Source organism: Cellulosimicrobium sp. I38E (genome assembly GCF_001647255.1).
Taxonomy (GTDB): Bacteria; Actinomycetota; Actinomycetes; order Actinomycetales; family Cellulomonadaceae; genus Cellulosimicrobium; species Cellulosimicrobium cellulans_E.
Window position 1 is genome coordinate 47853 of the sequence record NZ_LUAZ01000017.1, and the last position, 23625, is coordinate 71477.

The 23625-nt window shown below is 75.9% G+C and carries 18 protein-coding genes; 9 read left to right on the top strand and 9 right to left on the bottom strand.

Going from position 1 to position 23625, the window contains the following annotated elements:
* Nucleotides 1-166 precede the first annotated feature (166 nt).
* The 3 genes from A0J59_RS05470 to A0J59_RS05480 all read left to right on the top strand — a co-directional run bounded on the left by A0J59_RS05470 (nt 167) and on the right by A0J59_RS05480 (nt 4596).
* A complete protein-coding gene (locus A0J59_RS05470; protein ID WP_064315473.1) occupies nt 167-1381 on the top strand; it encodes a glycoside hydrolase family 3 N-terminal domain-containing protein in 1215 nt (404 codons plus the stop codon).
* Between the two features lie 169 nt (nt 1382-1550).
* Nucleotides 1551-3308 carry a discoidin domain-containing protein gene (locus tag A0J59_RS05475; RefSeq protein ID WP_064315474.1) on the top strand — a complete coding sequence of 586 codons (1758 nt, stop codon included), beginning with the start codon at nt 1551-1553 and terminating at the stop codon, nt 3306-3308.
* A gap of 235 nt (nt 3309-3543) precedes the next feature.
* Complete coding sequence (locus A0J59_RS05480) at nt 3544-4596, top strand: LacI family DNA-binding transcriptional regulator (RefSeq protein WP_064315475.1); 1053 nt, start codon at nt 3544-3546, stop codon at nt 4594-4596.
* Nucleotides 4597-4606: 10 nt separating this feature from the next.
* Here the strand turns inward: A0J59_RS05480 and A0J59_RS05485 are convergent, their stop codons facing one another.
* The 4 genes from A0J59_RS05485 to A0J59_RS05500 all read right to left on the bottom strand — a co-directional run bounded on the left by A0J59_RS05485 (nt 4607) and on the right by A0J59_RS05500 (nt 9132).
* Entirely contained in the window at nt 4607-4885 is a 279-nt protein-coding gene (locus A0J59_RS05485) for a hypothetical protein (RefSeq protein WP_047231082.1), read from the bottom strand.
* Between the two features lie 25 nt (nt 4886-4910).
* Nucleotides 4911-6212, bottom strand: coding sequence for an inorganic phosphate transporter (locus A0J59_RS05490; RefSeq protein ID WP_082918765.1), 1302 nt, complete (start codon nt 6210-6212; stop codon nt 4911-4913).
* A 245-nt stretch (nt 6213-6457) separates the two neighbouring features.
* Nucleotides 6458-8212, bottom strand: a complete 1755-nt coding sequence (locus tag A0J59_RS05495) for a hypothetical protein (RefSeq protein WP_064315476.1) — start codon at nt 8210-8212, stop codon at nt 6458-6460.
* A 68-nt stretch (nt 8213-8280) separates the two neighbouring features.
* Nucleotides 8281-9132: an NUDIX domain-containing protein gene (locus A0J59_RS05500; protein WP_064315477.1), complete on the bottom strand. Its 852-nt coding sequence runs from the start codon at nt 9130-9132 to the stop codon at nt 8281-8283.
* 95 nt (nt 9133-9227) lie between these two features.
* On the opposite strand from A0J59_RS05500, the gene A0J59_RS05505 reads away from it, so the two are divergent.
* The 3 genes from A0J59_RS05505 (at nt 9228) to A0J59_RS05515 (ending at nt 11967) form a co-directional block, all read left to right on the top strand.
* Nucleotides 9228-10250, top strand: coding sequence for an SPFH domain-containing protein (locus A0J59_RS05505; RefSeq protein WP_047231079.1), 1023 nt, complete (start codon nt 9228-9230; stop codon nt 10248-10250).
* A gap of 2 nt (nt 10251-10252) precedes the next feature.
* Nucleotides 10253-11170, top strand: a complete 918-nt coding sequence (locus A0J59_RS05510; protein ID WP_156532822.1) for a hypothetical protein — start codon at nt 10253-10255, stop codon at nt 11168-11170.
* A 152-nt stretch (nt 11171-11322) separates the two neighbouring features.
* Nucleotides 11323-11967 carry a zinc ribbon domain-containing protein gene (locus A0J59_RS05515; RefSeq protein ID WP_220084438.1) on the top strand — a complete coding sequence of 215 codons (645 nt, stop codon included), beginning with the start codon at nt 11323-11325 and terminating at the stop codon, nt 11965-11967.
* 31 nt (nt 11968-11998) lie between these two features.
* On the opposite strand, the gene A0J59_RS05520 is transcribed toward A0J59_RS05515, so the two are convergent.
* Nucleotides 11999-12991 (bottom strand): hypothetical protein, encoded by a 993-nt coding sequence (locus A0J59_RS05520; protein WP_064315478.1) that lies wholly within the window; start codon nt 12989-12991, stop codon nt 11999-12001.
* 7 nt (nt 12992-12998) lie between these two features.
* Nucleotides 12999-15377 carry a S9 family peptidase gene (locus A0J59_RS05525; RefSeq protein WP_082918766.1) on the bottom strand — a complete coding sequence of 793 codons (2379 nt, stop codon included), beginning with the start codon at nt 15375-15377 and terminating at the stop codon, nt 12999-13001.
* 73 nt (nt 15378-15450) lie between these two features.
* On the opposite strand from A0J59_RS05525, the gene A0J59_RS21930 reads away from it, so the two are divergent.
* A complete protein-coding gene (locus A0J59_RS21930) occupies nt 15451-16287 on the top strand; it encodes a MerR family transcriptional regulator (RefSeq protein ID WP_053370521.1) in 837 nt (278 codons plus the stop codon).
* Nucleotides 16288-16291: 4 nt separating this feature from the next.
* Here A0J59_RS21930 and A0J59_RS05535 read toward each other — a convergent pair whose 3' ends face one another.
* Nucleotides 16292-17761, bottom strand: a complete 1470-nt coding sequence (locus tag A0J59_RS05535) for a DUF1254 domain-containing protein (RefSeq protein WP_082918767.1) — start codon at nt 17759-17761, stop codon at nt 16292-16294.
* 140 nt (nt 17762-17901) lie between these two features.
* On the opposite strand from A0J59_RS05535, the gene A0J59_RS05540 reads away from it, so the two are divergent.
* Nucleotides 17902-18837: a transglutaminase-like domain-containing protein gene (locus tag A0J59_RS05540; protein ID WP_064315479.1), complete on the top strand. Its 936-nt coding sequence runs from the start codon at nt 17902-17904 to the stop codon at nt 18835-18837.
* A gap of 20 nt (nt 18838-18857) precedes the next feature.
* Here A0J59_RS05540 and A0J59_RS05545 read toward each other — a convergent pair whose 3' ends face one another.
* A complete protein-coding gene (locus A0J59_RS05545) occupies nt 18858-20576 on the bottom strand; it encodes a PQQ-binding-like beta-propeller repeat protein (protein ID WP_064315480.1) in 1719 nt (572 codons plus the stop codon).
* Nucleotides 20577-20597: 21 nt separating this feature from the next.
* Complete coding sequence (locus A0J59_RS05550) at nt 20598-22439, bottom strand: PQQ-binding-like beta-propeller repeat protein (protein WP_064315481.1); 1842 nt, start codon at nt 22437-22439, stop codon at nt 20598-20600.
* 163 nt (nt 22440-22602) lie between these two features.
* Between A0J59_RS05550 and A0J59_RS05555 the strand changes: the two genes are divergently transcribed.
* Nucleotides 22603-23607: a diguanylate cyclase gene (locus tag A0J59_RS05555; RefSeq protein WP_064315482.1), complete on the top strand. Its 1005-nt coding sequence runs from the start codon at nt 22603-22605 to the stop codon at nt 23605-23607.
* The last annotated feature ends 18 nt before the right edge of the window (nt 23608-23625 follow it).

The window sequence follows — 23625 nt, forward strand, 5'->3', positions numbered from 1 at the left end:
CGGGCCGCACCTCTCACACACGAGACGCTCCCCCGTGAGGATCATGACGGGAACATCGAGGTGATGCGCGTCATACCCGCGGCTCCGGTCAGCACGCGGCGCGGACGTGTCCACGACCTCCCGCGCGACGGAGCGGGCTACGGTGGCCGCTGGAGGTGCCCGCCCTGTGACCACCCGTGCCCGGACCATCTGGATCGTCGTCGCCGTCGTCACCACGCTCGCCGCCGTCTCGGCGGTCGCGTGGTACCTCACCCGCCCCGGCCCTACCCCGGCTCCGTCACCGTCGGGCGCGCCGACCGCCTCCCCCGAGCCGTCGCCGTCGGGCCCTCCCCCGACGCCGTCCACCCCACCCGAGGACCCGCTCGCCGGGTGGACGCTCGAGCAGAAGGTCGGCCAGCTCTTCATGGTCGGCGTCGACGTGAGCGACCCCCAGCAGGTGAGCTACGACGCGGTGTCGCAGCTCCACGTCGGCAACGTGTTCCTCGCCGGGCGGTCGCAGGCGGGCACCGGCCCGACGGCGGACCTCGTCGCGGGCTTCACGGCGCTCGTCTCGCCGGAGACCACGAACGGCACGCCGCTGTTCGTCGCGACCGACCAGGAGGGCGGCTACGTCCAGGTGCTGCGCGGTCCCGGGTTCTCGCAGATCCCCACGGCCACGGACCAGGCGGGCCTCGACCCCGCGGCGCTCCAGGCTGACGCAACGACGTGGGGCGGCGAGCTCGCCGCGGCGGGCGTGAACCTCAACCTCGCGCCGGTGATGGACCTGGTGCCCGAGGGGACGGAGGCGCAGAACCCGCCGATCGGGTACTTCCAGCGCAACTACGGCACCACGCCGGACACGGCGACGGCGCACGCGAACGCCTTCAGCGCCGGCATGGAGGCGTCCGGGGTGGACGTGACGATCAAGCACTTCCCGGGGCTGGGCCGCGTCACCGAGAACACCGACACCGACGCGGGCGTCACGGACGACGTGACGACGCGCGACGACCCGTCCGTCGCCGTCTTCGCCTCCGGGATCGAGGCGGGCGCCGCGTTCGTCATGACGTCCACCGCCGTCTACCCGCAGATCGACGGGTCGTTGCCCGCGGCGTTCTCGCCCGTCGTCGTCGACGGGATGCTGCGCGGCGACCTGGGGTTCGACGGCGTCGTCATCACGGACGACGTGTCCGCGGCGCAGCAGGTGCAGGCGTGGTCACCCGCCGACCGCGCCGTCCTGACGATCGACGCGGGCGGCGACATGGTGCTCGCGTCCGCCGACCCGAGCGTCGTGCAGCCCATGGTCGCGGCGGTCGTCGAGCGCGCGACGACCGACCCGGCGTTCGCGGCGAAGGTGGACGCCGCAGTGCTCCGCGTGCTCACCGCCAAGGAGCGCCTGGGCTGACCCGACAGCAACTGGCTGACCGGTCAGTAAGAAATCTCGCTCCGTCCTCTTGACCTCCGCGGACCGGCTGGTCCAGGGTGTGAGAGAGCGCTCTATCGGCGCGGGCACAGCGGCTCGCCCGACTCCTCGAGCGGCTCGTGACCCGTCCGACGTCCGAAGGAGCACGTCCATGCGCACCGCGTCCCGCGGCACCCGCAGCACTGCCCGCAGCACCTCCCGACGGCCCCGACCACGGCCCCGCGGCCGCGCCCTCGCGGCCGCCACGACCGCCGTCGGGCTCCTCGCCCTCGGCGCGCTCGTCCCGGCGCCCGCGACCGCCGCCCCCGACGATCCGCTCTCGCAGAGCCGCGCCGCGACGTCGTCGAGCACCGAGTTCGACTGGAGCACCGCGGCCGCCGCCGTCGACGGCGACCGCGGCACGCGCTGGTCCAGCGCGCACGCCGACGGCGCCTGGATCCAGGTCGACCTCGGCGCCGTCCACGACCTCGACCGCGTCGAGCTCGACTGGGAGACGGCGTACGCGTCCGGCTACCGCATCGAGGTCTCGACCGACGGCGCCGCGTGGGCGACCGCGTACTCGACCACGAACGGCCAGGGCGGCGACGAGACGCTGCCCCTCGACGTCGCCGCACGCTACGTGCGGCTCACCGCCACGCAGCGCGCGACCGTCTGGGGCGTGTCCCTCTGGGAGCTCCAGGTGTTCGGCGACGAGGGCAGCACGGGCGAGCCCCAGCCCGGCACCGCCCGGCTGCTCTCCTACGGCAAGCCCGGATCGGCGTCGAGCTCCCAGACGCTCGACCCGAACTGCTGGGACTGCACCCCGGACAAGGCGCTCGACCTCGACCCGGCGTCGCGCTGGGCCACGTCCCCGGACACCGGCTGGGTCGACGAGGGGTGGATCGCCGTCGACCTCGGCGCACCCGCGCACGTCACCCAGGTCGTCCTCCAGTGGGACCCGGCGTTCGCGACGGGCTACGCGATCGAGGTGTCGGACGACGGGTCCTCCTGGCGCACGGTCTACTCGACCACGACGGGCAGCGGCTTCAAGGAGACGATCCCGCTCGACGCCGACGGCCGCCACGTGCGCGTGCACATGAACGACCGCAGCAGCCCCTACGGCTACTCGCTGTGGGAGCTCCAGGTCTACGGCACCGGGGGCGCGCCCACGACGCCGCCTGCCGACCCCGCCGACCCCGACTTCGACGACCTCGAGCTCGTCTGGTCCGACGAGTTCGACGCCCCGTCCGGCACGCCCGCCGACCCCACGAGGTGGCACATCGACCCCGGGATGCCGCAGAACGCGGAGCACCAGGTCTACACGGCGTCGGGCAACGGCTTCCACGACGGCCAGGGGCACTTCGTCCTCGAGGCGCGCCGCGAGAACGCCGAGGGCCGCGAGTACACGTCGCACCGCATGAACACGTCGACGTCGCTCAACACGCAGTACGGCCGCTTCGAGGCCCGGATCAAGATCCCCGCGGGCCAGGGCCTGTGGCCGGCGTTCTGGATGATGGGCTCCGACTTCCTCGAGGGCCGCCCGTGGCCGTACAACGGCGAGATCGACATCATGGAGAACGTCGGGTTCGAGCCCACGATCACGCACTCGACGCTGCACGCGCCCGCGTACTGGGGGGCCGGCGGCTACGGCGGCCCGGCGACCCTGCCGGGCGGCGCACGGTTCGCCGACGACTTCCACGTGTGGGCCGCGGAGTGGGACAGCGAGGGCATCCAGTTCTCGCTCGACGGCCGCGACACGTTCTACGCGTCGAAGGAGACCGTCGAGTCGACGCGCGGGCCGTGGGTCTACGACCACGAGTTCTACCTGATCCTCAACCTCGCGGTCGGCGGAGACTGGCCGGGCGCTCCCGACGCGAGCACGCCGTTCCCGTCCCGCATGCTCGTGGACTACGTGCGGGTGTACCGGTGAGCACCCGCACCCGGCGGCCCCTGCGGGTCGCCGGCCCGTTCCCGTGGTGAGGCCCCGCCTCTCCCGGTGACCGGTCCACGGCGGGCGCCCCTCCAGCGCCCGCACCGGTGCCCGACGGCGCGGTGCTGCTCCCGCGCCGTCGGGCACCGCCCCGTGTCCCGGCCCGGCGAGGCCGTCCCCCGCGCGCGAGGGACGGCCGGCCGCGCGGCCCTGGACGGGCGGTATAACTGACGACATGGCAGCCCGTCGCTCCTCTCCCCGCCCGACGCTCGAGGCCGTCGCGGCCGTCGCCGGCGTCTCCCGAGCCACCGTGTCCCGCGTCATCAACGGCGTGCCGACGGTCGACCCCGCGATCGTCGAGGTCGTCGAGAAGGCGATCGACGAGACGGGCTACGTCCCCAACCTCGCGGCGCGCACCCTCGTGACGCGACGCACCGGATCGGTCGCGCTCGTCGTCTCCGAGCCGACGGAGCGGCCGCACACCAGCGCCTTCCTGGAGCGCCTGTTCACCGACCCGTACATCGGCCGGGTCACGGCCGGCGCGCAGCAGGTGCTCCGGCCGCGCGACATCCACCTCGCGATCCTGCCCGCCGACCCGCCCGCGCACGACCAGGTCGTGCGCTACGTGCGCCAGGGCCACGTCGACGGCGTCCTGCTCATCACGTCGAGCTCCGGCGACCCGCTCCCCGCGCGGTTCGCGGCGCTGTCCGTGCCGGTCGTGCTCTCGACGCACCTGGACGGCGCGGACGAGTCGGCCGGCGTGAGCTGGGTCGACCTCGACCAGGCGGCGGGTGGCCGGCTCGCGGCCGAGCACCTGGTGGCCCACGGCCGGACTCGCCTGGCGACCGTCGCCGGGCCCTCCGACGTCCCCTTCGCGCGCGCCCGTCTCGAGGGGTTCCTCGACGCGGTGCGGGTCGCGGGTCTCCCCGAGCCGTTCGTCGTGGAGGGCGACTTCACGCGGGCGGGCGGCGAGGCCGCGGCCCGCGACCTCCTCGCGGCGCGCCCCGACGTCGACGGCGTGTTCGGCGCGAGCGACCTCATGGCCGACGGCGCGTCCACGGTCCTCCAGGAGGCCGGGCGGCGCGTCCCGGAGGACGTCGCGGTCGTCGGGTTCGACGACTCCACGGTCGCGCACCAGGCGCACCCGCCGCTCACGACGGTGCGTCAGCCCGTCGAGGAGATGGCTGCCGAGATGGCACGCCTCCTGCTCGCGGCCATCGATGCCCCGGAGACCGAGCCTCGCTCGGTCCTGTTCGACCCGACCCTCGTGGTGCGCGGCTCCGCCTGACCCGTCCGGGTCAGTGGCCGCCGCTCGCGATGAAGGCGATGCCCGCCGCGATCGCGACGACGACGACGGCGAAGCACACGAGCGCACCCACCTGGCGACCCCGGGTGGCGCGCTCGACGCGCACGGTGCGACCGTCGGACGTGAAGCGGCCGTCCGGGGTGCCGACCTCGACGGGCACGGCGCGGCCGGCGGCGAGCCGGACCCCGAGCGCGAAGAGGGCGGGCAGGCCCGCGCCGACGACGAGGCCGGCGACGACGACCTTGAGCAGCGAGTCGATCTCGACGAACACGGTTCTCTCCTCCGGGCTGCCGGGGTCAGACGCTCGCGCGCTGGCGCGCGGCGGTCGGGGTCACGGTGGGTGCGCCCGAGGGGGGCACGGGCGACGCGGCGGCCTGCGGCTCCGCGTCGGCGAACGGGTCGGCCGCGTCGAGGCGGCGCTCCAGCGCGGCCTCGCGCGCCTCGACCACCTCGGTCTCGAGCCCGGCGTCCACCGCGCCCTCCTCCCAGGCGTCGTTGACGTTGTTGTGGTCCACGGGCTTGCGGCGCGACGCGACCCAGATGGCGACGGACGTCGCGACGAGGATGGCGAACACCACGACCGTGCCGGCCGTGCCGCCGATCCCGTGCTGGATGCCGTAGCAGGCCGCGCCGACGAGCCCGGCGGCCGGGAGCGTCAGGCCCCACGCGGCGAGCATGCGCCCCGCGACGCCCCAGCGGACCTTGGCGCCCGGCATCCCGACGCCCGAGCCGAGGATCGAGCCGGTCGCGACGTGCGTCGTCGAGAGCGAGTAGCCGAACAGGCCGGACATGAGGATGACGGCCGCGGACGACGTCTCGGCGGCCATGCCCTGGCGGGTGTCGATCTCGACGAGGCCCTTGCCGAGCGTGCGGATGATGCGCCAGCCGCCCAGGTACGTGCCGAGCGCCATGAAGGACGCGCAGGCGAGGATCACCCAGAACGGGACGCCCGAGTCCGCCGGGACGGCGCCCGCCGCGATGAGCGCGAGCAGGATGATGCCCATCGACTTCTGCGCGTCGTTGGTGCCGTGCGCGAGCGAGACGAGCGAGGCCGAGCCGACCTGGCCCCAGCGGAACGCCCGGGTCGAGACGTCCTCGGGGACGTCGCGCGTGAGGCGGGCGACCGCCCAGGTGCCGACGCTCGCGACGCCCACCGCGACGAGCGGGGCGAGCAGCGCGGGGATGAGCACCTTCGCGGCGACGCCGCTCCAGATGACGCCCTGCGTGCCGACGGCCGCGAGCACCGAGCCCACGACGCCGCCGATGAGGGCGTGCGACGAGCTCGACGGGATGCCGAGCAACCAGGTCAGGAGGTTCCAGGTGATGCCGCCCACGAGCCCCGCGAGGACGACCTCGAGGGTGATGACGTCGGCGTCGACCAGGCCCTTCGCGATGGTCGCCGCGACGGCCAGGGAGAGGAACGCCCCGACCATGTTGAGGACGGCGGAGAGGGCGACGGCGGTCTTGGGCTTGAGGGCCTTGGTGGCGATGGACGTGGCCATCGCGTTGCCCGTGTCGTGGAAGCCGTTGGTGAAGTCGAAGGCCAGTGCGGTCACGACGACGAGCACCAGCAGGAGCGTCTCGGTCACGTCGTCCATGGTGGGGTCATCCCCGGAGCCCGCTCGACCATCCTGTGGATTCTTCTGCCACTGTTCACCGACAGTTCATCCGGTGTTCGAAGCCGCTGTTCGAACGCCCGACGGGTGTCTGGTCGAGCAGGTGCCGAGCAGGGCCGGACGGCCCGCGGGCACGGGCGGTCCGGCCCTGGCAGGCCTCCTGACGGGTGGCGGGCGGGGCGGCGGACGCGGCTCGGAGGGGACCCGGACGGCCCGGGTCGCTCGCGTCAGGCGGGGGTCGGCGCGCCCAGGTCGGCGAGGGCGTCGTCGAGGTCGTCGACGACGGTCGCGACCGCCTCGCGCTGCGTCCGCGCACGCTCCGCCTCCGCCGCGACGGCGGTGCGCGCCTCGGCCAGCTCGGCGTCGAACCGCTCCGCGCTCGCCTGCGCGGCCGCGCGCTGGTCCCGTGCGCGCTGCTCGCCCGAGAACCACTGCCACGCGGCGACCACGCCAGCGACGACGGTCACCGCGAACCAGGCCGGCGCGACCGCGATGCCGAGCACGAGCGCCACCACCGCGATGGCCCCGACCCCGCCGACGACGCCCCACGACACCCCGTCGACGGGGCGCGCCAGGAGCTCCGACCGCGCCGTCGCGGCGAGCGCCGCACCGTCGTCGGCCGGCGTGACGGTGACGGTCCGGCCGGCGAGGCGCAGCGCGCGCGACGGCGCCGGGGTCGCCGCGAGCTCGGAGGCGCGCGCGTGGCTCGCGACGCGCAGGTCGTCGACGAGCAGCGGTGCCGCGAGCGCCGCGAGCCCCGGGTCGGTGCCGCGCGCGTCGTCGACGAGCAGGTCGACGAGCGTCCCCGCGGACGCGTCCCACTCCGGGCCGTCGTCCTCGGGCGCGCGGCCCACGCGGTCGGCCAGCAGCTCCGCGCGCTCGAGGAGGCCACGCTCGACGGGGGCCCCCTCGTTCACGAGCGACCCGACGACCCGCAGCAGCGCCGCGCCCGGGGCTGGTGCGCCGCTCGGCGTCGCGGCGGTGCCGGGCACCGTGCCCGTGTCGCCCGTGGTGACCGACGACGACGCCCCGAGCGCGAGCGGACCGCGTGCCGCCGCGGCCAGGGCGATCTCCCCGGCGACGACGGCCCGCGACCACGCGGTCCAGGACCGCAGCAGCGGCAGGGCGTCGGGCGCCGCGGCCCGGCGACGCGTGCCGGACCCGTCGGGGGCCCCGGCCTCGGGCGAGCCCCAGTCGTCCCCGCTCGCGGGGAGCGCGGGCGCCGCCTCGAGGAGCCGGGCGCGCCAGCGGGCGTGCGCGTCGTCGTCGAGCAGGGCCACGCGCTCGGCGAGCGCCGCGCGGACGACCGCGACGCCGTCGTCCCCGAGGTGGCCCGCGGCCGCCGCGCGCCACAGCGCCCGCTCGGCGGTCGTCACGAGGACCTCGTCCGGCGCCTCGCCGGGGCGTTCCGGCCCCGCCTCCGGCGCTCCGTCGGCGCTGCCCCAGCCGGCCGCCGGCAGGACGGGGGCGTCGAGCACCCCGGGCGTCCACTCGCGCGCGAGACCGGGCTGCCCGACGAGCGCGCACACCGCGACGAGGTACGTCGCGGCCCGACGACGGTCGCGCAGCAGCGCCTCCTGCGCCGCCTCCGCGTCGAGCCGGCCCGCGGGGAGCTCGGCGACGGCGAGCGCCGCGGGGACGAGCCAGTAGCCGGGCACGTCGGCCAGGTCGGGCGACCGGCGCAGGTGCGACACGTCGCCCTCCCCCGCCACGACCGCGCGCGTCAGGGCGCGCGCCGCGTCCCGGGCGCGTCGGGCGGGGGTGAACAGCGCGAGCTCCTCGCGCACCTCGCCCAGCTCGATGAGCGCGTTGACGAGGCGTGTGAGCACCTCCACGCGGCTCGACAGGTCACCTTCGAGCGAGCGCAGCCGTCGGTTGAGCGACGCCTCCCGCGACCGCGCCATCGCGGCCTGCGCGGCGAGCTCGTCCGAGAGGGCCTGCATGTTGCCCTGGTCGCTGCGCCAGTAGCTGTAGGTCGACATGCGCGCGAGCGTACTCAGCCCGACGCCGCTGTCGAGGGGGAGTTCTCCCCCGGCCCGCGCCGCGGCGGTCAGCGTCGCGGACGCATGAGCGGCGGGTCGAGGACGGCGGGCACGCTCGCGGGCGCGAGGTCAGGGTCCGCCGCCGAACCCGGGGTCGCTCCCCAGGCGGGGCCGGTCGTGGGGAGGGACCCCGGGTTCGGCGCGGCGCGGTAGAGGGCCGCGGGGCGGCCGGCGCCGCCCGACGTCGTGCGGCCGGTGTCCTCGAGGAAGCCCGGGGTGGTCGTGGCCTTGCGCGAGAAGTTGCGCGGGTCGAGGCGCACGCCCCACACCGCCTCGTAGACGCGCCGCAGGTCGGCGACGGTGAACTCGGGCGGGCAGAACGCCGTCGCGAGCGCCGAGTACTCGAGCTTGGCGCGGGCGCGCTCGACGCCGTCGGCGAGGATCCGCGCGTGGTCGAACGCGAGGCCCGTGCCCGACGGCGCCCGGTCGCCCGACGCCGTCGGCCCGCCCGGGACCGCCCCGAGCAAGGGCTCGACGGGGTACCAGGCCGCTCCCCCGGCGTCCGACCCCGCGTGGACGACGCCGAACTCCGGCGCGAGCAGGAGGTAGGCGACGGAGAGGACCGGCCCGCGCGGGTCGCGGTCGAGCGGCCCGTAGGTGCGGAGCTGCTCCAGGTGACCGGGCGGGCGGACGCCGGTCTCCTCCGCGAGCTCGCGCCGAGCCGCCCGGGCGAGCCCCTCCCGCGGCAGCACGAACCCGCCCGGGAGCGCGAGCGCGCCGTGGAACGGCTCGATGCCGCGCTCGACGAGCAGCACGTGCAGGGCGTCGTCGCGGACCGTGAGCGCGACGACGTCGACCGTGACGGGCAGCAGCGCGGCGGTCGGCGGGACGTCGGGCGTCGGGCTCGCGGACGGCGTCATGCGGCCATCGTCGCACATTGATGTCAGGTTGACGAGAAATCTCCGCCGGTCTAGCGTCATTATCGTCAGAGCGACGAAAACGATCGGAGACGACCATGGCCACCATCCGCACCTACCCGTGGACCCGGCACTTCCTCGGCAGCCCCACTGGGCACGTCGTGCACCTGCGCCGCGGGCGCGTCGCGCACGAGGGCGTCGGGCAGGCGTTCTGGTTCCGCCCGACGACGTCGGTCCTCTCGGAGGTCCCCGTCGACGACCAGGAGCTGCCCGTCTTCTTCCACGCCGTCACCGCCGACCACCAGGACGTCACCGTCCAGGCCGGCGTCACGTACCGGTTCGCCGACCCCGTGACCGTCTCGCAGCGCCTCGACTTCGCCGTCGACCCGGGCAGCGGAGAGACGAGCACCGCGGGCCGGGACCAGGTGACGAGCATCGTCGGACGGCTCGCGCAGAGCCGCGCCGCCGACGCGCTCGCCGCGATGCCCCTCGCCGACGCCCTGACGGCCGGTGTGCCCCGCGTGCGCGACGTGCTCGCCGAGGCGCTGACCACGGACCCGCGCCTCGCCGCGACCGGGATCGCCGTCATCGGCGTCCAGGTGCTCGCCGTCCGGCCCGAGAAGGACGTCGAGCGCGCCCTCCAGACGCCGGCGCGCGAGCGGGTGCAGGCCGAGGCCGACCGCGCGACGTACGAGCGCCGGGCCCTCGCCGTCGAGCGCGAGCGCGCGATCGCGGAGAACGAGCTGGCGAGCACGATCGAGCTCGCGACCCGCCGCGAGCGCCTCGTCGCCCAGGAGGGCGCGAACGCCCGGCGCGAGGCGGAGGAGAAGGCCGCCGCCGCGCTGGTCGACGCCCGCGCGACCGCTGAGCGCGCGCAGCTCGCGACCGACGCGAAGGCCGAGCAGGTGCGCGTCGTCGGCGCGGCCGAGGCCGCCGCCGAGCAGGCGCGCATGGACGTCTGGGCGAGCGCCGGCCAGGGCACCCTCCTCGCCCTCGCGGTCCGCGAGGCGGCGGGCTCGCTCCCCGACGTCCAGAACCTCACCATCACCCCCGACCTCCTCACGGGTGTGCTGGGCTCGCTGCTCGGCGCCACGGCGGGCACCACCGGGAAGGCGGCCTGACGGTGCTGCGGCGACGCGCCGTCGTCGTGCACCGGCGGACCGAGCTCGACGAGCTCCTCGACCGGCACGGCACGCGCGGTCAGGCGGAGTTCTTCCTCCGCTCGCGGGGCCGGTCGCTCGGCGAGGTGCAGTCTCGGCACGACGCGCTCACCGCGGCCCGCGCGGCGGTCGCGGCCGCGGTGCCCGACGGCTGGGCCCGCGCGGACGTCGAGCGCGCCGACCTGTCGCGGTTCCTCTTCGCGCCGGAGGACGTCGTGGTCGTCGTCGGGCAGGACGGCCTCGTCGCGAACGTCGCGAAGTACCTGCTCGGGCAGCCCGTGCTGGGCGTCGACCCCGAGCCCGGGGTCAACGCCGGGGTGCTCGTGCGGCACTCGGTGCGGGCGGCGACCTCGCTCCTGAGCGGGCTCGGAGCCGACGTCGCCACGGGCGCGCCCGACCCCGCGGCGGTCCTGCCCGTCGACGCGCTGACCATGGTGCGCGCCGACCTCGACGACGGGCAGCACCTCACGGCGCTCAACGAGGTGTTCGTCGGGCACCCGAGCCACCAGAGCGCGCGCTACACGCTCCGGTGCGCGGCGGGCGAGGAGCGGCAGTCGTCGTCGGGAGTGCTCGTCGCCACGGGGACCGGCGCGACGGGCTGGTGGGCGTCGCTCGCGCACGACCGCGGCGGCCGCCCGGCGCCGGGGCGCACCGAGCACCGGCTCGGCTGGTTCGTGCGCGAGGCATGGCCGTCGCCCGCGACGGGCGCCACGCTCACGGAGGGCGTCGTGGACGACGGCGCGGACGTCGCCCTCACCGTCGCCTCGGACCGGCTCGTCGTGTTCGGCGACGGCATGGAGGACGACCGCCTCGTCGCCTCGTGGGGCCAGACCGTCACGGTCCGCACCGCCGACGCCCCGCTCCGGCTCGTCCGCCCCTGACCACGGGATGCCCGATTTCACCCGGGTGATCCGCCCGGGCGACGAGGGTCCGTGGGTAGCATCGCTGCGGTCATGGGATCCCCATGACGTCCCCCGCCCGCGGGCCTGGCCTGCGGGGACGCCGACCCCCCGAGCCTGCCGAGGTCCCTGCCATGAGTGCGCCCATCGCCTTCACCGACAACGTCCGCGACCTGTCGAACGCCGGTGGGTACCAGTTCGAGTTCCGGTGCGAGCGGTGCGGCAACGGCTACCGCTCGGCCTACCAGACGGACGTGGTCGCCAAGGGCAGCAGCCTCATCCAGGCGGCGGGCCGGTTCTTCGGCGGCAAGGTGGCCGACCTGTCGTACGCGGCGGGGTCGTGGGCCGCCGACCGGCAGACCAACTCGTCGGCGAAGGACAAGGCGCTCGACACCGCCGTCGGCGAGGTGCGCGACGCCTTCCGCCAGTGCCACGGGTGCGGCGACTGGATGTGCCACGAGGTCTGCTGGAACGACGCGGTCGGCCAGTGCGTGCGCTGCTCACCGAAGCAGGTGGAGGAGCTCGCGCAGCTCCAGGCCGAGGCCCGCCGCTACCAGGTCCAGGAGCAGCTCCGCACGACCGACCTCGTCGGCGGCGCGGACGTGCGGACGGCCGCGGTCACCCGGTGCCCGTCGTGCGACGCGAAGGTCGACGGCGGCAAGTTCTGCGGCGAGTGCGGCGAGCGCCTCGCCCGGGTCGCCGCGTGCCGCGAGTGCGGCACGCAGAACGCCGCGGGCGCGAGGTTCTGCGCGGAGTGCGGCAGCCCGCAGGCCGCCTGAACGCCGACGGTCGGAACCCAGGGCGGCGGGCTCAGCGGTCCGACGGCGTCCCGCCCCGCCGGTCCCGACGCGCCGCCTTGCGAGCCTCCCGCGCCGCACGCGCCTCACGCTCGCGGCGCGCCCGGAGCACGGCCTCGCGACGCTCGCCGATCTCGTCGCTCGTGAGGCTCGTCAGGCGGTCCTGCGCGACGCGCGCCTCGGCGCGCTCGGCCTCGACACCGGCCCGGTGCTCGGGCGACTGCGGGCGCGTGCGGACGATGCGCGGGTCGATCCGGTACTGGTCGCCGTGCCGCTCGAGCCGGCGCCGTGCGGCCAGGCGAGCGCGCTCGCGGTGGAACCGCCAGGTCCAGGCCCGGCGCAACGCGACCACGGACCAGAGCGCGAACGGGACCGCGGCCACGACGAGCCCGACCCGCCAGCCCGACGGCAGCGCCGTCGACGCCCCGGTGCTCGCGAGCACCCACGCGATCCCCGCGGGGACCGCGGGCCAGAACTCGCGGAAGTCCAGGTTCCAGCCGCACGCGTAGAAGCGCATGAGCGTGTCCGTGAGCCGCGAGCGCCGCTGCGGCTGGAGCGACATCGCGACCGGCCCGGGCACGGGCGGCCCGAGGGTGGTGCCGGGCGCGGCGTGGCTCGTGAAGGACAGCCGGTCTCCCCGGTACGACGGCCGCAGCGCACGGCCGGCGTACACGAAGGACAGCGCCGCGAGCGGCCAGATCGCGCACGACAGGTACCAGGCGACCGGCCCCGCGAGCACGACGACGATCGGCGCGAGCACGGCGAGCCGGCCCAGCACGGCGCCGGGCGAGGCCACGAGCTCCGCCCACGGCTCCTGGTCGGCGGGCGGCTCGAACAGGCCGTACGCCGCGACCGCGAGGTACAGGCCGACGACGAACAGGCCGATCGCCGTCCACACGAGCCCGATCGCGAGGTAGCCGACCGGGCGCAGCAGCAGCGCCGCCGTCCCCGGGGGCGTCGCGTCGCGCGAGGTCCGCGGGTCAGGGGCGGGCGCCGGGCCGGTCACCCTACCGTCACCGCGCCGCGAGCCCGAGCACGTCGAGGACCCACGCGTCCTCGTACGCGACCTCGCGCCAGCCCTCGTACCGGCCCGAGACGCCGCCGTGCCCGGCGTGCATCTCGATCTTCAGCAGCGCGGGGGCCCCGGCCGCCCGCAGGCGCGCGACCCACTTGGCCGGCTCGACGTAGAGCACGCGCGTGTCGTGGAACGACGTCACGGCGAGGATCCGCGGGTAGTGGGCCGCGTCGTCGGGCACGTTCTCGTACGGCGTGTACGTGCGCATGTACCGGTAGACCTCGGGGTCGTGCAGGGGGTCTCCCCACTCGTCCCACTCGACGACGGTCAGCGGCAGGGACGGGTCGAGGATCGAGGTGAGCGCGTCGACGAACGGGACCTGCGCGAGCACGCCCGCGAACAGCTCGGGCGCGAGGTTGGTCACCGCGCCCATGAGCAGCCCGCCCGCGGAGCCGCCCTGCGCCACGAGGCGCTCGGGGCTCGTCCAGCCCGCGTCGACGAGGTGCCGCGCGACCGCGACGAAGTCCGTGAAGGTGGTGCGCTTGGCGAGCGTCTTGCCCTCGTCGTACCAGCGTCGCCCCATCTCGCCGCCGCCGCGCACGTGCGCGACGGCGAACACGACCCCGCGGTCCAGCAGCGACAGTCGAGAGATCGAGAACCCCGGGTCGATGCTGATCTCGTACGAGCCGTACCCGTAGAGCAGCAGCGGCGCGGGCTCCGCGCCCGTGCCCGTCGCGTCGAGCCCGACGGCGTCGCGCCGCCACACGAGCGAGACGGGCACCTGCGTGCCGTCCTCGGCCGTGGCCCACTCGCGGCGCTGCACGTAGTCCGCGGCCTCGTACCCGCCGAGCACGGGCTGCTGCTTGAGGAGCGTGAGCTCGTCGGTCTCGACCCGCAGGTCGTACACGGTCGACGGCGTGACGAAGCTCGCGTAGGACAGGCGGACGTTCGGCTGGTCCCACTCCGGGTTCCCGGCGAGCGCCGCGGTGTACAGCGGCTCGTCGAACGCGACCTCGTGCACGTGCCAGTGGTCGCCCGTGGGTGCCGGGGTGTCGCCCGTGCGGATCGGCGTCGGCAGGCCCGCGGGGCGCGGCGGCTCGGTGCTCGCGAGGTCGATCACCCCGACCCGCGACAGCGCGTCGCGCCGGTAGGACACCACGAGGTGCCCGGCGAACGCGTCGACACCCTCGAGCCGCGTCTCCGGGTCGTGCGGCACGACGACGGTCGCGTCGCCCGGGCCGGCCGGCCCGCCCGCGGAGTCGTCGCCGTCGGGCACGCCGGTCACGACGATCTCGAAGTTCTCCGCGCCGTCGTTGTGCAGCACGAGCAGCACGTCGCGACCCTGGGCCTGCTCCCCGTCGGACCTGCGGTCGTCGCCCGTCGCGGCCTCGGGAGGGGACACCTCCGCAGGGTCGGCCGGGAGCCAGGTCGCCGGGACGACGGCGTGCTCGACCGTGTACTCGACGCCCTCGCGGCGCGGCCACACGACCCGGGGCTCGCCGGTCGGGTCCGCGGCGTCGATCAGCCAGGTCTCCGACGTGATCTTCGAGCCGACGTCGATCTGCACGAACCGCTGCGAGCGCGAGACGCCGACGCCGACCCAGTAGCGCTCGTCGGGCTCCTCGAACACGACGACGTCCTGCGTCGCCGGGGTGCCCACCTCGTGGCGCCACACGCGCCAGGGCCGCCACGCGTCGTCGACCGTCGGGTAGAAGACGTACCGCCCGTCCGGGGAGAAGACGGCGCCCGGGAACGTGCCCGGGACCTCGTCGACGAGGTCGGTGCCGGACTCCAGGTCACGGATCCGCAGCGTGTACCGTTCGTCACCGACGACGTCGACCGCGTACGCGAGCCGCGTCCCGTCGACCGACACGTCGAACGACCCGAGCGAGAAGAAGTCGTGGCCCTCGGCCTCGACGTTGTCGTCGAGCAGCACCTGCTCGCCCGGCACGGGCACGCCCGGCTCCAGCACGGGCGGCACCCAGGACGACGGCGCGTCGCTGCCGAGGCTCGCGTCGATCGGCGCCCGTGCCCGGATCGGGTACTGCGAGCCCTCGACCGTGCGCGCGTAGTACCAGTGCGCGCCCTGGCGCACGGGCACCGACAGGTCGGTCTCGAGCGTGCGCGCCTTGATCTCCTCGAAGATGCGCTCGCGCAGCGGCTCGAGGTGCGCGAGCCGCGCCTCGGTGTACGCGTTCTCGGCCTCGAGGTGCGCGACGACCTCGGGCGACTCCTTGTCCCGCAGCCACTCGTAGTCGTCGTCCACGGTCTCCCCGTGGTGCGTGCGCGGCGCCGGGCGGCGCGGCGCGACGGGCGCCTGCGGCTCCTCCCGCTCCGCGGGGGTCGGCGTGGCGGTCTGCGTGAGGTCGTCAGGCATCTGGCCAGGGTAGTGCCGCCCGGCGCCACGCCGTCGCCGTGGCGCGACGTGCGCCCGTCGTTACGCTCGACGCGTGACGCAGGAGCAGGGGGAGCGCCCGACGGCGGAGACGCTCACGAGCGGCGAGATGGTGCGCGCGTCGGGGCTGTCCATCAAGGCGCTGCGGCTCTACGACGCCAACGGCCTCCTCGTCCCGGCCGGCGTCGACCCCCGCACGGGCTACCGCGCGTACGCGCCCGAGCAGGTCGAGCGGGGCCGCGCCCTGGCGCTCCTGCGCCGGATCGACGTGCCGCTCGCGCGCGTCCCCGAGGTGCTCGACGCCGACCCGCGCGACGTGCGCGACGTCCTCCTCGGCTGGTGGGACGAGCGGCAGCGGGCACTCGCGGAACAGCGCGCGACCGCGGAGGAGCTCGCGCGTGCGCTCGCGACCGGGCGCGGGGAGGCCGAGGTCCGATGGCGCGAGGTCCCCGCGTGCACGGTCGCCACGATCACGTCGTCCACGACCCAGGACGACCTCGTCCCCACGTTCAGCGCCGACCTGCTGACCATCCGCGCGCACCTCGCCGCGGCCGGGGCGGAGGCGGGCGCGGCGCACTGGGTGATCTACCACTCGCCCGTCGGCCGCGACGTCCCCGGGCGGGTCGAGGCGTGCGTCCCGTACCGCGGGGCGGTCGTCCCCGCCGGGCCGGTCGTGCTCCGCGAGGACCCGGCCCGCACGGAGGCGTACGTCGAGGTCCCCTCGCGCGACTGCCGCTTCCCGCAGATCGTCGGGTATCTCGACGCGCTGCGCGTCGCGACCGGGCTGGCGCACGCCGCGTCCCGCGAGGTGTACGCGGTCCCGTGGTCCGACGAGCCGGACGCCGTCGTCGCGGACGTCGCGCTCGCCGCCGGACCGCACCCGGCGCGCTAGCCCGTCAGTCCTCGGCCAGCTCCAGGTCCCCCGGGAGCCACGTGCGGTCGAACCACGGCTCGAGCGGCCCGTAGAGGCGCAGCATGGGGAACCACGACCGGCCCGGGACCGTCCCGACCCAGTTGCTCTCACGTCCCGCGGGCGGCTCCGGGCCGAACCACAGCACGGTGCTGCCGTCCTCCTCCGTCGCGACCGTGCCGCTGAGGCTCAGGAGGCTCGGGTACGGGTCGTCGGTCTGGAGCAGAGAGCGGGTCTGGGTGTCGTAGAGGTCCACCGACCAGAAGTTCTTCGCGGGCGGGTTCGGCGGCAGCACGAGCCGGTACGTGCGCGCGCCGTCGAGGATCCGGCCCTGCGCGTCGTGCGCCGTGTACGCGTACGCCGACCCGGCCCCGACCTGGGCGTGGGCCATCGCCGGCGTGATGACGGTCGCGAAGAAGTGGAACTGCGCGCGCGCGTCGAGCAGGCGCGCACCGTCGGCGAGAAACTCGTACGACCCCCCGAGGAACGCCTGGAGCCAGCTCGACCCGGGCGCGATCCGCGCCTCGGGGTCGCGCGGCGAGTAGACGAGCGCGCGGCTGATCGCCGCCCCCGCCCGCGCCGCCGTGTCGAGCGTCGCGCGCAGCTCCGGGCTCGGGTCGAAGGCGCGGCCGGGCACGATGCCGACGGCGCGCAGCAGCCCGGCGCGCTCGGGGTCGAGCGCGCTCGTCGGCTCCTCGGTGACGATCTCGGCGACCTCGTCGAAGAACGAGGCGTCGTTGGCGTGGACGGTGTTGACGCGCGTCCCCGCGATGTTGACGAACTCGGTCGGCGGTGGGTCTCCCGCGTCGGCGAGCGGGTAGATCCGCGTCTCCTTCATCGCCGGCACGCCGCCCAGCGCGCGCAGCACGACCCAGTTGGTGAACGTCGGCGTCCGGTAGACGAAGTAGCCGTCCGGGACCTCGCCGTCGTAGCCGGGCGGGAGGAACAGGTAGCGACCGCCCTCGCCGCGGTCCGGACCCGCGATGCCCATGTCGGCGACGTAGCGGAACCAGAAGTCGTCGACCACGCACAGCGAGTTCTTGGGGGGCTCGATGACGAGCGGGCCCGTCTCGCGCAGGTCGACGAAGAGCGACCCGTACGTGGTCGCCGTGTTCGGCGTGAGGAAGATTCCACCCGAGTCGGCCCGCGGGTCGGTGTACCCGACCTGGTTCGAGCGCAGGAGGCCGAGCTCGCGGAACCCGCGCCGCATCGCCACGAGCGACGCCCCGGGCATCGCGCTGAGGAACGCCTCGACGCCGCGCAGGAAGTCCAGCGACCCGTACAGCCGCTCGACGGACTCCGGGGTCGGCACCCCGTCGACCAGCTCGAACCGCCCGAGCGGGGTGTCCACCGGCGAGGGCGTGCTCACCGCGGCGACCGCCGCCGCCAGCGCGTCGGCCCTGGCGCTCGTCGCCGTGCTCTCGTCGGTGCTCGACCCGGTACTCGCGTCGGACATGGCTCAGGCTCCCTGGTCGGTCGGTGCACGGCTCGCGCGCTCGACGCCGAGCGGCTGCGCCGACCGTAGGTCGGGGGCCACCGCACCGCCACCGGAAGGAGGCTTGACCCTGCCCCTGGGGCGGGGCCGAGGGTCGGCGCATGGACGTCTCCCGCTACGCCGACCACAGCCCGTACTCCGACCCTGGCCGCCACGCCCCGCTGCTCGCCGCCGTGACGCCCGACCCGGCGCGCCTGCACGCCGCGGTGACGACCGCCGTCGTGCACTACCGCGCCGGGGCGACCGCACCCACCCCCGCGCAGCTCGACGACGTCGACCGGCGGTGGGTCGCGTCGACCCTGGACGCGGTCGTGGAGCGCGCGCCGGGCCCGCTCGACGCGCCGCGCTCCCCCGAGCAGCAGGCCGGCGGGTGCTGCCGGGACCACTCCCTCCTCGCCGTGGCCGTGCTCCGCGAGCACGACGTCCCCGCGCGCACGCGGCTCGGGTTCGCGGACTACCTCGGCGAGGGCGGGTTCCACCACGACCACGTCGTCGTCGAGCGGCACGACGGCGAGCGCTGGGTCCGGTCCGACCCGGAGCTCGAGCAGGGATCCCGCGCGTTCGACCTCCACGACCTGCCGACGGGCGAGGGCGCGCCCTTCGAGACCGCCGCCGAGGTCTGGACGGCGTACCGCGCCGGGCGCCGCGACCTCGCCGACCACGGCGCCGGCCCCGACGTGCCCTGGCTGGCCGGTCCGGGGTTCGTCCAGCGGTACGTGCTCGCCGACCTCGCGCACCGGCAGCGGCACGAGCTCCTCCTGTGGGACGTGTGGGGCGCGGCCACGATGCCCGGCGCCGCACCGGACCCGGCCGTCCTCGCGCTCACCGACCGGGTCGCGGAGCTCACGCTCCTGGCCGACGCGGGCGACCGGACCGCCGAGGCGGCGCTCGCCGGGTTGTGGGCGACGGACGACCGCCTCCGGCCCGGGCGCTACGTGATGACGTGGTCGCCCACCGGCCGGCTCGGCTGGACCGACCTGGTCGCGCGCCGGACCGGCTGGGCCGACCTCCCGCGTGACGCGGTGCTCGTCGGGTGAGCTCGCGGGCGCGCCGCGCCTCAGCCCAGCAGCGCGACCGTCTGGCCGTCCCAGCGCAAGAGCCGGCCCTGCGCGGGGACGAACGACGCCCACTCGCCCTCGAGGTCCTGCTCCCAGGCGACCGATCCCGACGACAGCTCGAGCGCGACCACGCGCGGGTGCGTGCCCGTGGACGGGTCGACGAGCACGAGGATCGCGCACCGCCCGTCCGTGAAGGCCTGCGTCACCATGGCCGAGCGGCCCTCGTCGCCCCCGAGGTCGTCGAGGAACCGCGACCACGTCTGCTCGCCGGACAGCGCGTCGAGGCCGAGGACCGTGCTCGCCGTCGCGACGACGGCCGTGCCCTCGGCGAGCACGTAGACGGCCTCCGGGACGCGTGCGCCGTCATAGGTCCACAGGCGCGCGCCCTCGTCGTCGTACGCGCGCAGGTCGATCCCGTCGCGCACGAACAGCACGCCGGGCGCCGGGTCGTCGGTCGCCTGCGGGTCGAGCACCTCGCCCGGGGCGTCGAGGACGGGCACCCCCGCGGGGTCCAGCACGCGGTCGGCCCGCAGCGCCCCGGTCGTGCCCTGCCGGTCCGCGTCCACGAGGAACCGTCCGCCCGCGAGCGGCACGGCGCCGTCCGTGGGCAGGTCGGGGTCGTCGAGGCGCTCGCCGTCGGGGAGGAACGACGCCGCGACGCCGCACCCGCCGACGTCGACCAGCGTCTCCGTCGCGACGAGCGTGAGCCGGTCCGGGTCGATCTCCTCGCCGCCCGTCTCGGCGTCCCACGACGTGCACGACCACGGCACGTCCTGGAACGGGAGCTCGCTCCGCCAGCGCACGTCGCCGGTCACGGCGTCCTCGACCGTCACGAGGACGTCGCGCCCCGCGACGCCGTCGACCGTCTCGCCGGCACCCGGGTCGACCGACACGGGCGGGCCGCTCGGCGGTCCCGGATCTCCGACGCGCTCGACCCGGACCAGGCCGCCGTCGGGACCGGGGGCAAGGACCGCCCCTGCGATCTTGACCTCGCGCTCCCCGACGACGCGCCCCGCGGCGTCCAGGACCGTCACGGTCGCCGGCGGGACGCCCGTGCCCGACCGCACCTGCGCACCCGGGTCGTACCAGAACGGCCCGATCCCGGTGCCCGCGACGCACACGACCTCGCGCGACGCCACGCTCGACAGCTCCCACGGGCTCCACGACCCGCACACGGCCTCGTCCCCGCCGAGCGCGACGCGCCACGCCTCGGCACCGGTGTCCAGGTCGAGCGCGACCGCCTCGTCGCCCTCGACCGTCACGAGCAGGCCCGGCAGGAACCCCACACCGCGGTCGGCCGCGGCCGGCGCCGTCCACCGCTCGGTCGGGGCGACGTCGAGGGGGCGCACCGCCCCGCGTGCGGCCTCGAGCCGCTCCTGCGCGTCACGGCTCGTCACCGCGTCGACGACGAGCATCCCGCCCACCAGCACGGCGACGACACCCGTCACCACGGCCGCGGCGACCCATCGCCGTCGCCGACGGTCCACGCCGGGCGCGCGCGGGAGAGAACCTCCGGCCCCGACCTCGTCCAGGCCCTCGCCGCCCCCGGTCCCTGTCGGGTCGTGCGGCTCGAGACCGGGCGGGGCGTCGCGCGGGAGCGCGCCGAGCAGCACGGGGTGCGGCGCGTCGAGGAGGTCGGGGTCCACCTCGACCCCGGCCGACTCGACGAGCTCGAACGTGCGACGGTCGTCACCGCCGTCTCGTCGTCGGAGCGGCACGCCCCCAGCGTAGGACGGCCGTCAACCGAGCCGGGTGATCTCGGTGTCGCTCATCCGCAGCAGCCGACCCTGGAGCGGCGCGACCCAGGAGCCGCCGTCGGGACCGGCGGTCTCCGCCGTCCACGCGACGCCGCCGTCGGCGAGGTCGAGCGCGAGCAGCGACGTCGTCCCCGCGTCCCAGTCGGAGACGGAGACGATCGCCCGGGACCCGTCCGTGTAGGCCACGTCGGCCGACCATCCCGACCCGACCTCGAGCCCCGCGATGAGCTCCTCCCGGTCGAGCGACCAGCGTTCGCCGCCCGTCGTGAGGTCGAGGCCTGCCAGGGCGCCGTCACCGTACCCGTTGCTGACGACGAGCGTCCCGCCCGCCGCGACGAGCACCGCGCCGGCGGTGCTCTGCTCGGACGTGCGCCACAGCTCGGTGCCCTCGACGTCGAACGCGACGAGGTCCAGACCGTCCCGCACGAGGGTCGGCACCGGGCGCCCGTCGGTCGCCGACGGCGAGAGGACGCTGCCCGGCGGCTCCCAGCGCACCGACCCGTCCGCCCCGAGGATCGCAGGCGCAGAGTTCGGCTCGGTCCCGCTCGAGGGTCCCCAGCCGTAGTCGTAGCCGATCGGGTCACGGGAGTAGGTGCCGTCGGAGAGCGCGACGACCCCGTCGACGGGGTTCTCGGCCTCGTCCAGGCGCGTGCCGTCGAGGGTGAACCATGCCGTGACGCCGCAGCCCTCGACACGCAGCAGGCGCGTCTCGACCGCCGTCCACAGGTTCTCCAGGTCTGCTCGGATCGACTCCTCGCCGTCGGCCTCGCCCCACGCGATGCACTGGCCCGCCCCCGCGACGAAGGGGAGCTCCGCCTCCCAGCGCACGTCGCCCGTGAGCGCGTCCTCGACCTGGACGACGGCGGGACGTCCGTCCGGGATCTCGCGCGGCATCCCCGTGGCGTCGTCCGTCTCGAGCACCGCGCCCTCGCCGGCCGGGACCTCGCCCACCCGCTCGGCGCGGACGACCGTCCCGCCGGGGCCCGGGGTCAGGAGCGCGCCGTCCGTGCTCGCCTCACGCTGGCCCAGCACCTCGCCGTCGTCGTCGACCACCGTGATCGTCCAGGTCGCGGCCACGATGCGTCCGGTCATGGGGTCGATCTCCGGCGACCGGTCCCGGACGATCCCTCCCGGGGCCTCCCGGACAGGGGCGACGCACACGAGCGTGTCGTCGGGCTCCCCCGAGGGCAGAGCCCAGAAGATCCCGCTCCCGCACGTCGCGTCCTTCCCGACACCGACCCGCCAGCGCTCCGCACCGCTGTCGAGCGAGACGGCGACCGCCTCCCCGTCCACCACCGTCACCATGCTGCCGGGCAGCAGCGCGAGCCCGCCCGTGAGACCCACCTCAGCGGTCCACTGCTCTCGCGGGGCGTCGGGCAGCGGCTCGACCCCGCCCGGCGCGGCGCGCAGACGGGCGATGTCGCCCCGGCCGTGCCACGCGTCGACCGCGAGCATCCCGCCGAGCACGAGGGCGACCCCGGCGGCGACCGCGCCGACCACGGCCCTCCGCCGCCCGGGGCGGGACGCCCGCGGGGAGTCCGGACGCGCCCCGTCCGCCGTGGGATCGTCCGGGTCGGGCGCGTCCGCCTCGAGCACGTCCTCGAGGCCGAGGCCCGCCGCGCCCTGCCCGAGCTCGCGCGCGTCGAGGTCGACCGGACGCGCGGCGCCCGACCAGGCGAGGCCGGCGGTGCCGCGTGGCGCAGGGGCGGAGCCGCTCGCGGAGCCCCAGGCAGGGCCGTCGTCCTCGAGGTCCACGTCCGCGTCCGCCGACTCGACCAGCTCGAAGGTCAGTCGGTCCCGGGCGTCACGACGGCGGAGCGGCACGCGTCCAGCCTAGGCGACGCGACCTCGCGACCTCGCCCCGCGCAGCCCGCCCCACGGCGTCCCGGTGACGCCCGGCGACGGTCGCGTGACGCGGCCGTGAACTCTCGACGAACACTGGGGCCCGTCCCGGCGGCGACGGTCGTGACGCCGCCACACTGCCCGTGTGCACGACGAACTCACCGAGCTGGCCCGGCACACGGCGATGCGCCCGCCCGCGCGAGCGAGCGGCACGGTCGCCGACCTCGCGCGGCCGGTGCTGACGGTCGGCTCCTCCATGCCCGTGGGCCAGCTCGAGGTCCTGTTCCGCGACCCCGACGTCTCGTGCGTCGTCGTGCACGACGACGAGGTCCCCCCGCCAGGCGCTCGGGCGGCGCGCACCGGCGTCGTCGTGCGCACGAGCCTCGTCGCCGCGCTGACGGGCCGGCTCGGCTACGGCCGCGCGGTCCTCGAGCGCCGGCCGGTCGCGAGCGTGACCGACTGGTCCCCGCTCGTCGTCGCTCCGACGGCGGCCGTCACCGAGGTCGCGACGCTCGCCATGTCGCGGCCCGACGACCGCCGGTACGACGACGTGCTCGTCCGCGGCGGCCACTGGGCGAGCGTCGGCGCGGCGGAGCTCGTGCGCTCGCTCGTCGGGACGCTCGCGGAGCGGTCCACGCACGACGCGCTCACGGGCCTGCTCTCGCGTCGCAGCACGTGGCACTCGCTCACCCGGCGCTGCCGCCTCGTCGCGCACGGCGGCACGCGCGTCGTCCTTCTCCTGGTCGACGTGCAGGACATGGCGGGCGTCAATGCGCGCCACGGGCAGGACGCCGGCGACGCCCTCCTCGCGGGGGTCGGCCACCGGCTGCGGTCGTGGCTCCCCGGGGGCTGCGAGGCGGGCCGCGTCGACGGCGACCGGTTCGCGGTGCTCGCGACGCTGCCCGCGATGGGCGACGTCGAGGCCGCCGCGAGCGCCGAGACCCTGCGCCAGGAGGTCCTGGCGCAGCTCGGCGCGCCCGAGGGCCGGATCCGGCCGACGTTCCGCACGTCGCTCACCTGGTCCGTCGCCGGAGCGGCGGACGCCGACGAGCTCGTGCGCGAGGGCGAGGCCCGCCTCGCGGCGGCGCGCACGACGCCGACCGCGCCCACCCCGCCGAACACGACATGGGTGCCGTTATCCGTCGGATAACGGCACCCATGTCGTTCT

Excerpts from the sequence above, each read along its gene's own strand:
- A0J59_RS05525 (WP_082918766.1), bottom strand. The coding sequence starts at position 15,377 with ATGCCTGACGACCTCACGCAGACCGCCACGCCGACCCCCGCGGAGCGG.
- A0J59_RS05495 (WP_064315476.1), bottom strand. The coding sequence starts at position 8,212 with ATGTCGACCTACAGCTACTGGCGCAGCGACCAGGGCAACATGCAGGCC.
- A0J59_RS05490 (WP_082918765.1), bottom strand. The coding sequence starts at position 6,212 with ATGGACGACGTGACCGAGACGCTCCTGCTGGTGCTCGTCGTCGTGACC.
- A0J59_RS05480 (WP_064315475.1), top strand. The coding sequence starts at position 3,544 with ATGGCAGCCCGTCGCTCCTCTCCCCGCCCGACGCTCGAGGCCGTCGCG.
- A0J59_RS05515 (WP_220084438.1), top strand. The coding sequence starts at position 11,323 with ATGAGTGCGCCCATCGCCTTCACCGACAACGTCCGCGACCTGTCGAAC.
- A0J59_RS05500 (WP_064315477.1), bottom strand. The coding sequence starts at position 9,132 with ATGACGCCGTCCGCGAGCCCGACGCCCGACGTCCCGCCGACCGCCGCG.
- A0J59_RS05535 (WP_082918767.1), bottom strand. The coding sequence starts at position 17,761 with ATGTCCGACGCGAGTACCGGGTCGAGCACCGACGAGAGCACGGCGACG.
- A0J59_RS05475 (WP_064315474.1), top strand. The coding sequence starts at position 1,551 with ATGCGCACCGCGTCCCGCGGCACCCGCAGCACTGCCCGCAGCACCTCC.
- A0J59_RS05505 (WP_047231079.1), top strand. The coding sequence starts at position 9,228 with ATGGCCACCATCCGCACCTACCCGTGGACCCGGCACTTCCTCGGCAGC.
- A0J59_RS05540 (WP_064315479.1), top strand. The coding sequence starts at position 17,902 with ATGGACGTCTCCCGCTACGCCGACCACAGCCCGTACTCCGACCCTGGC.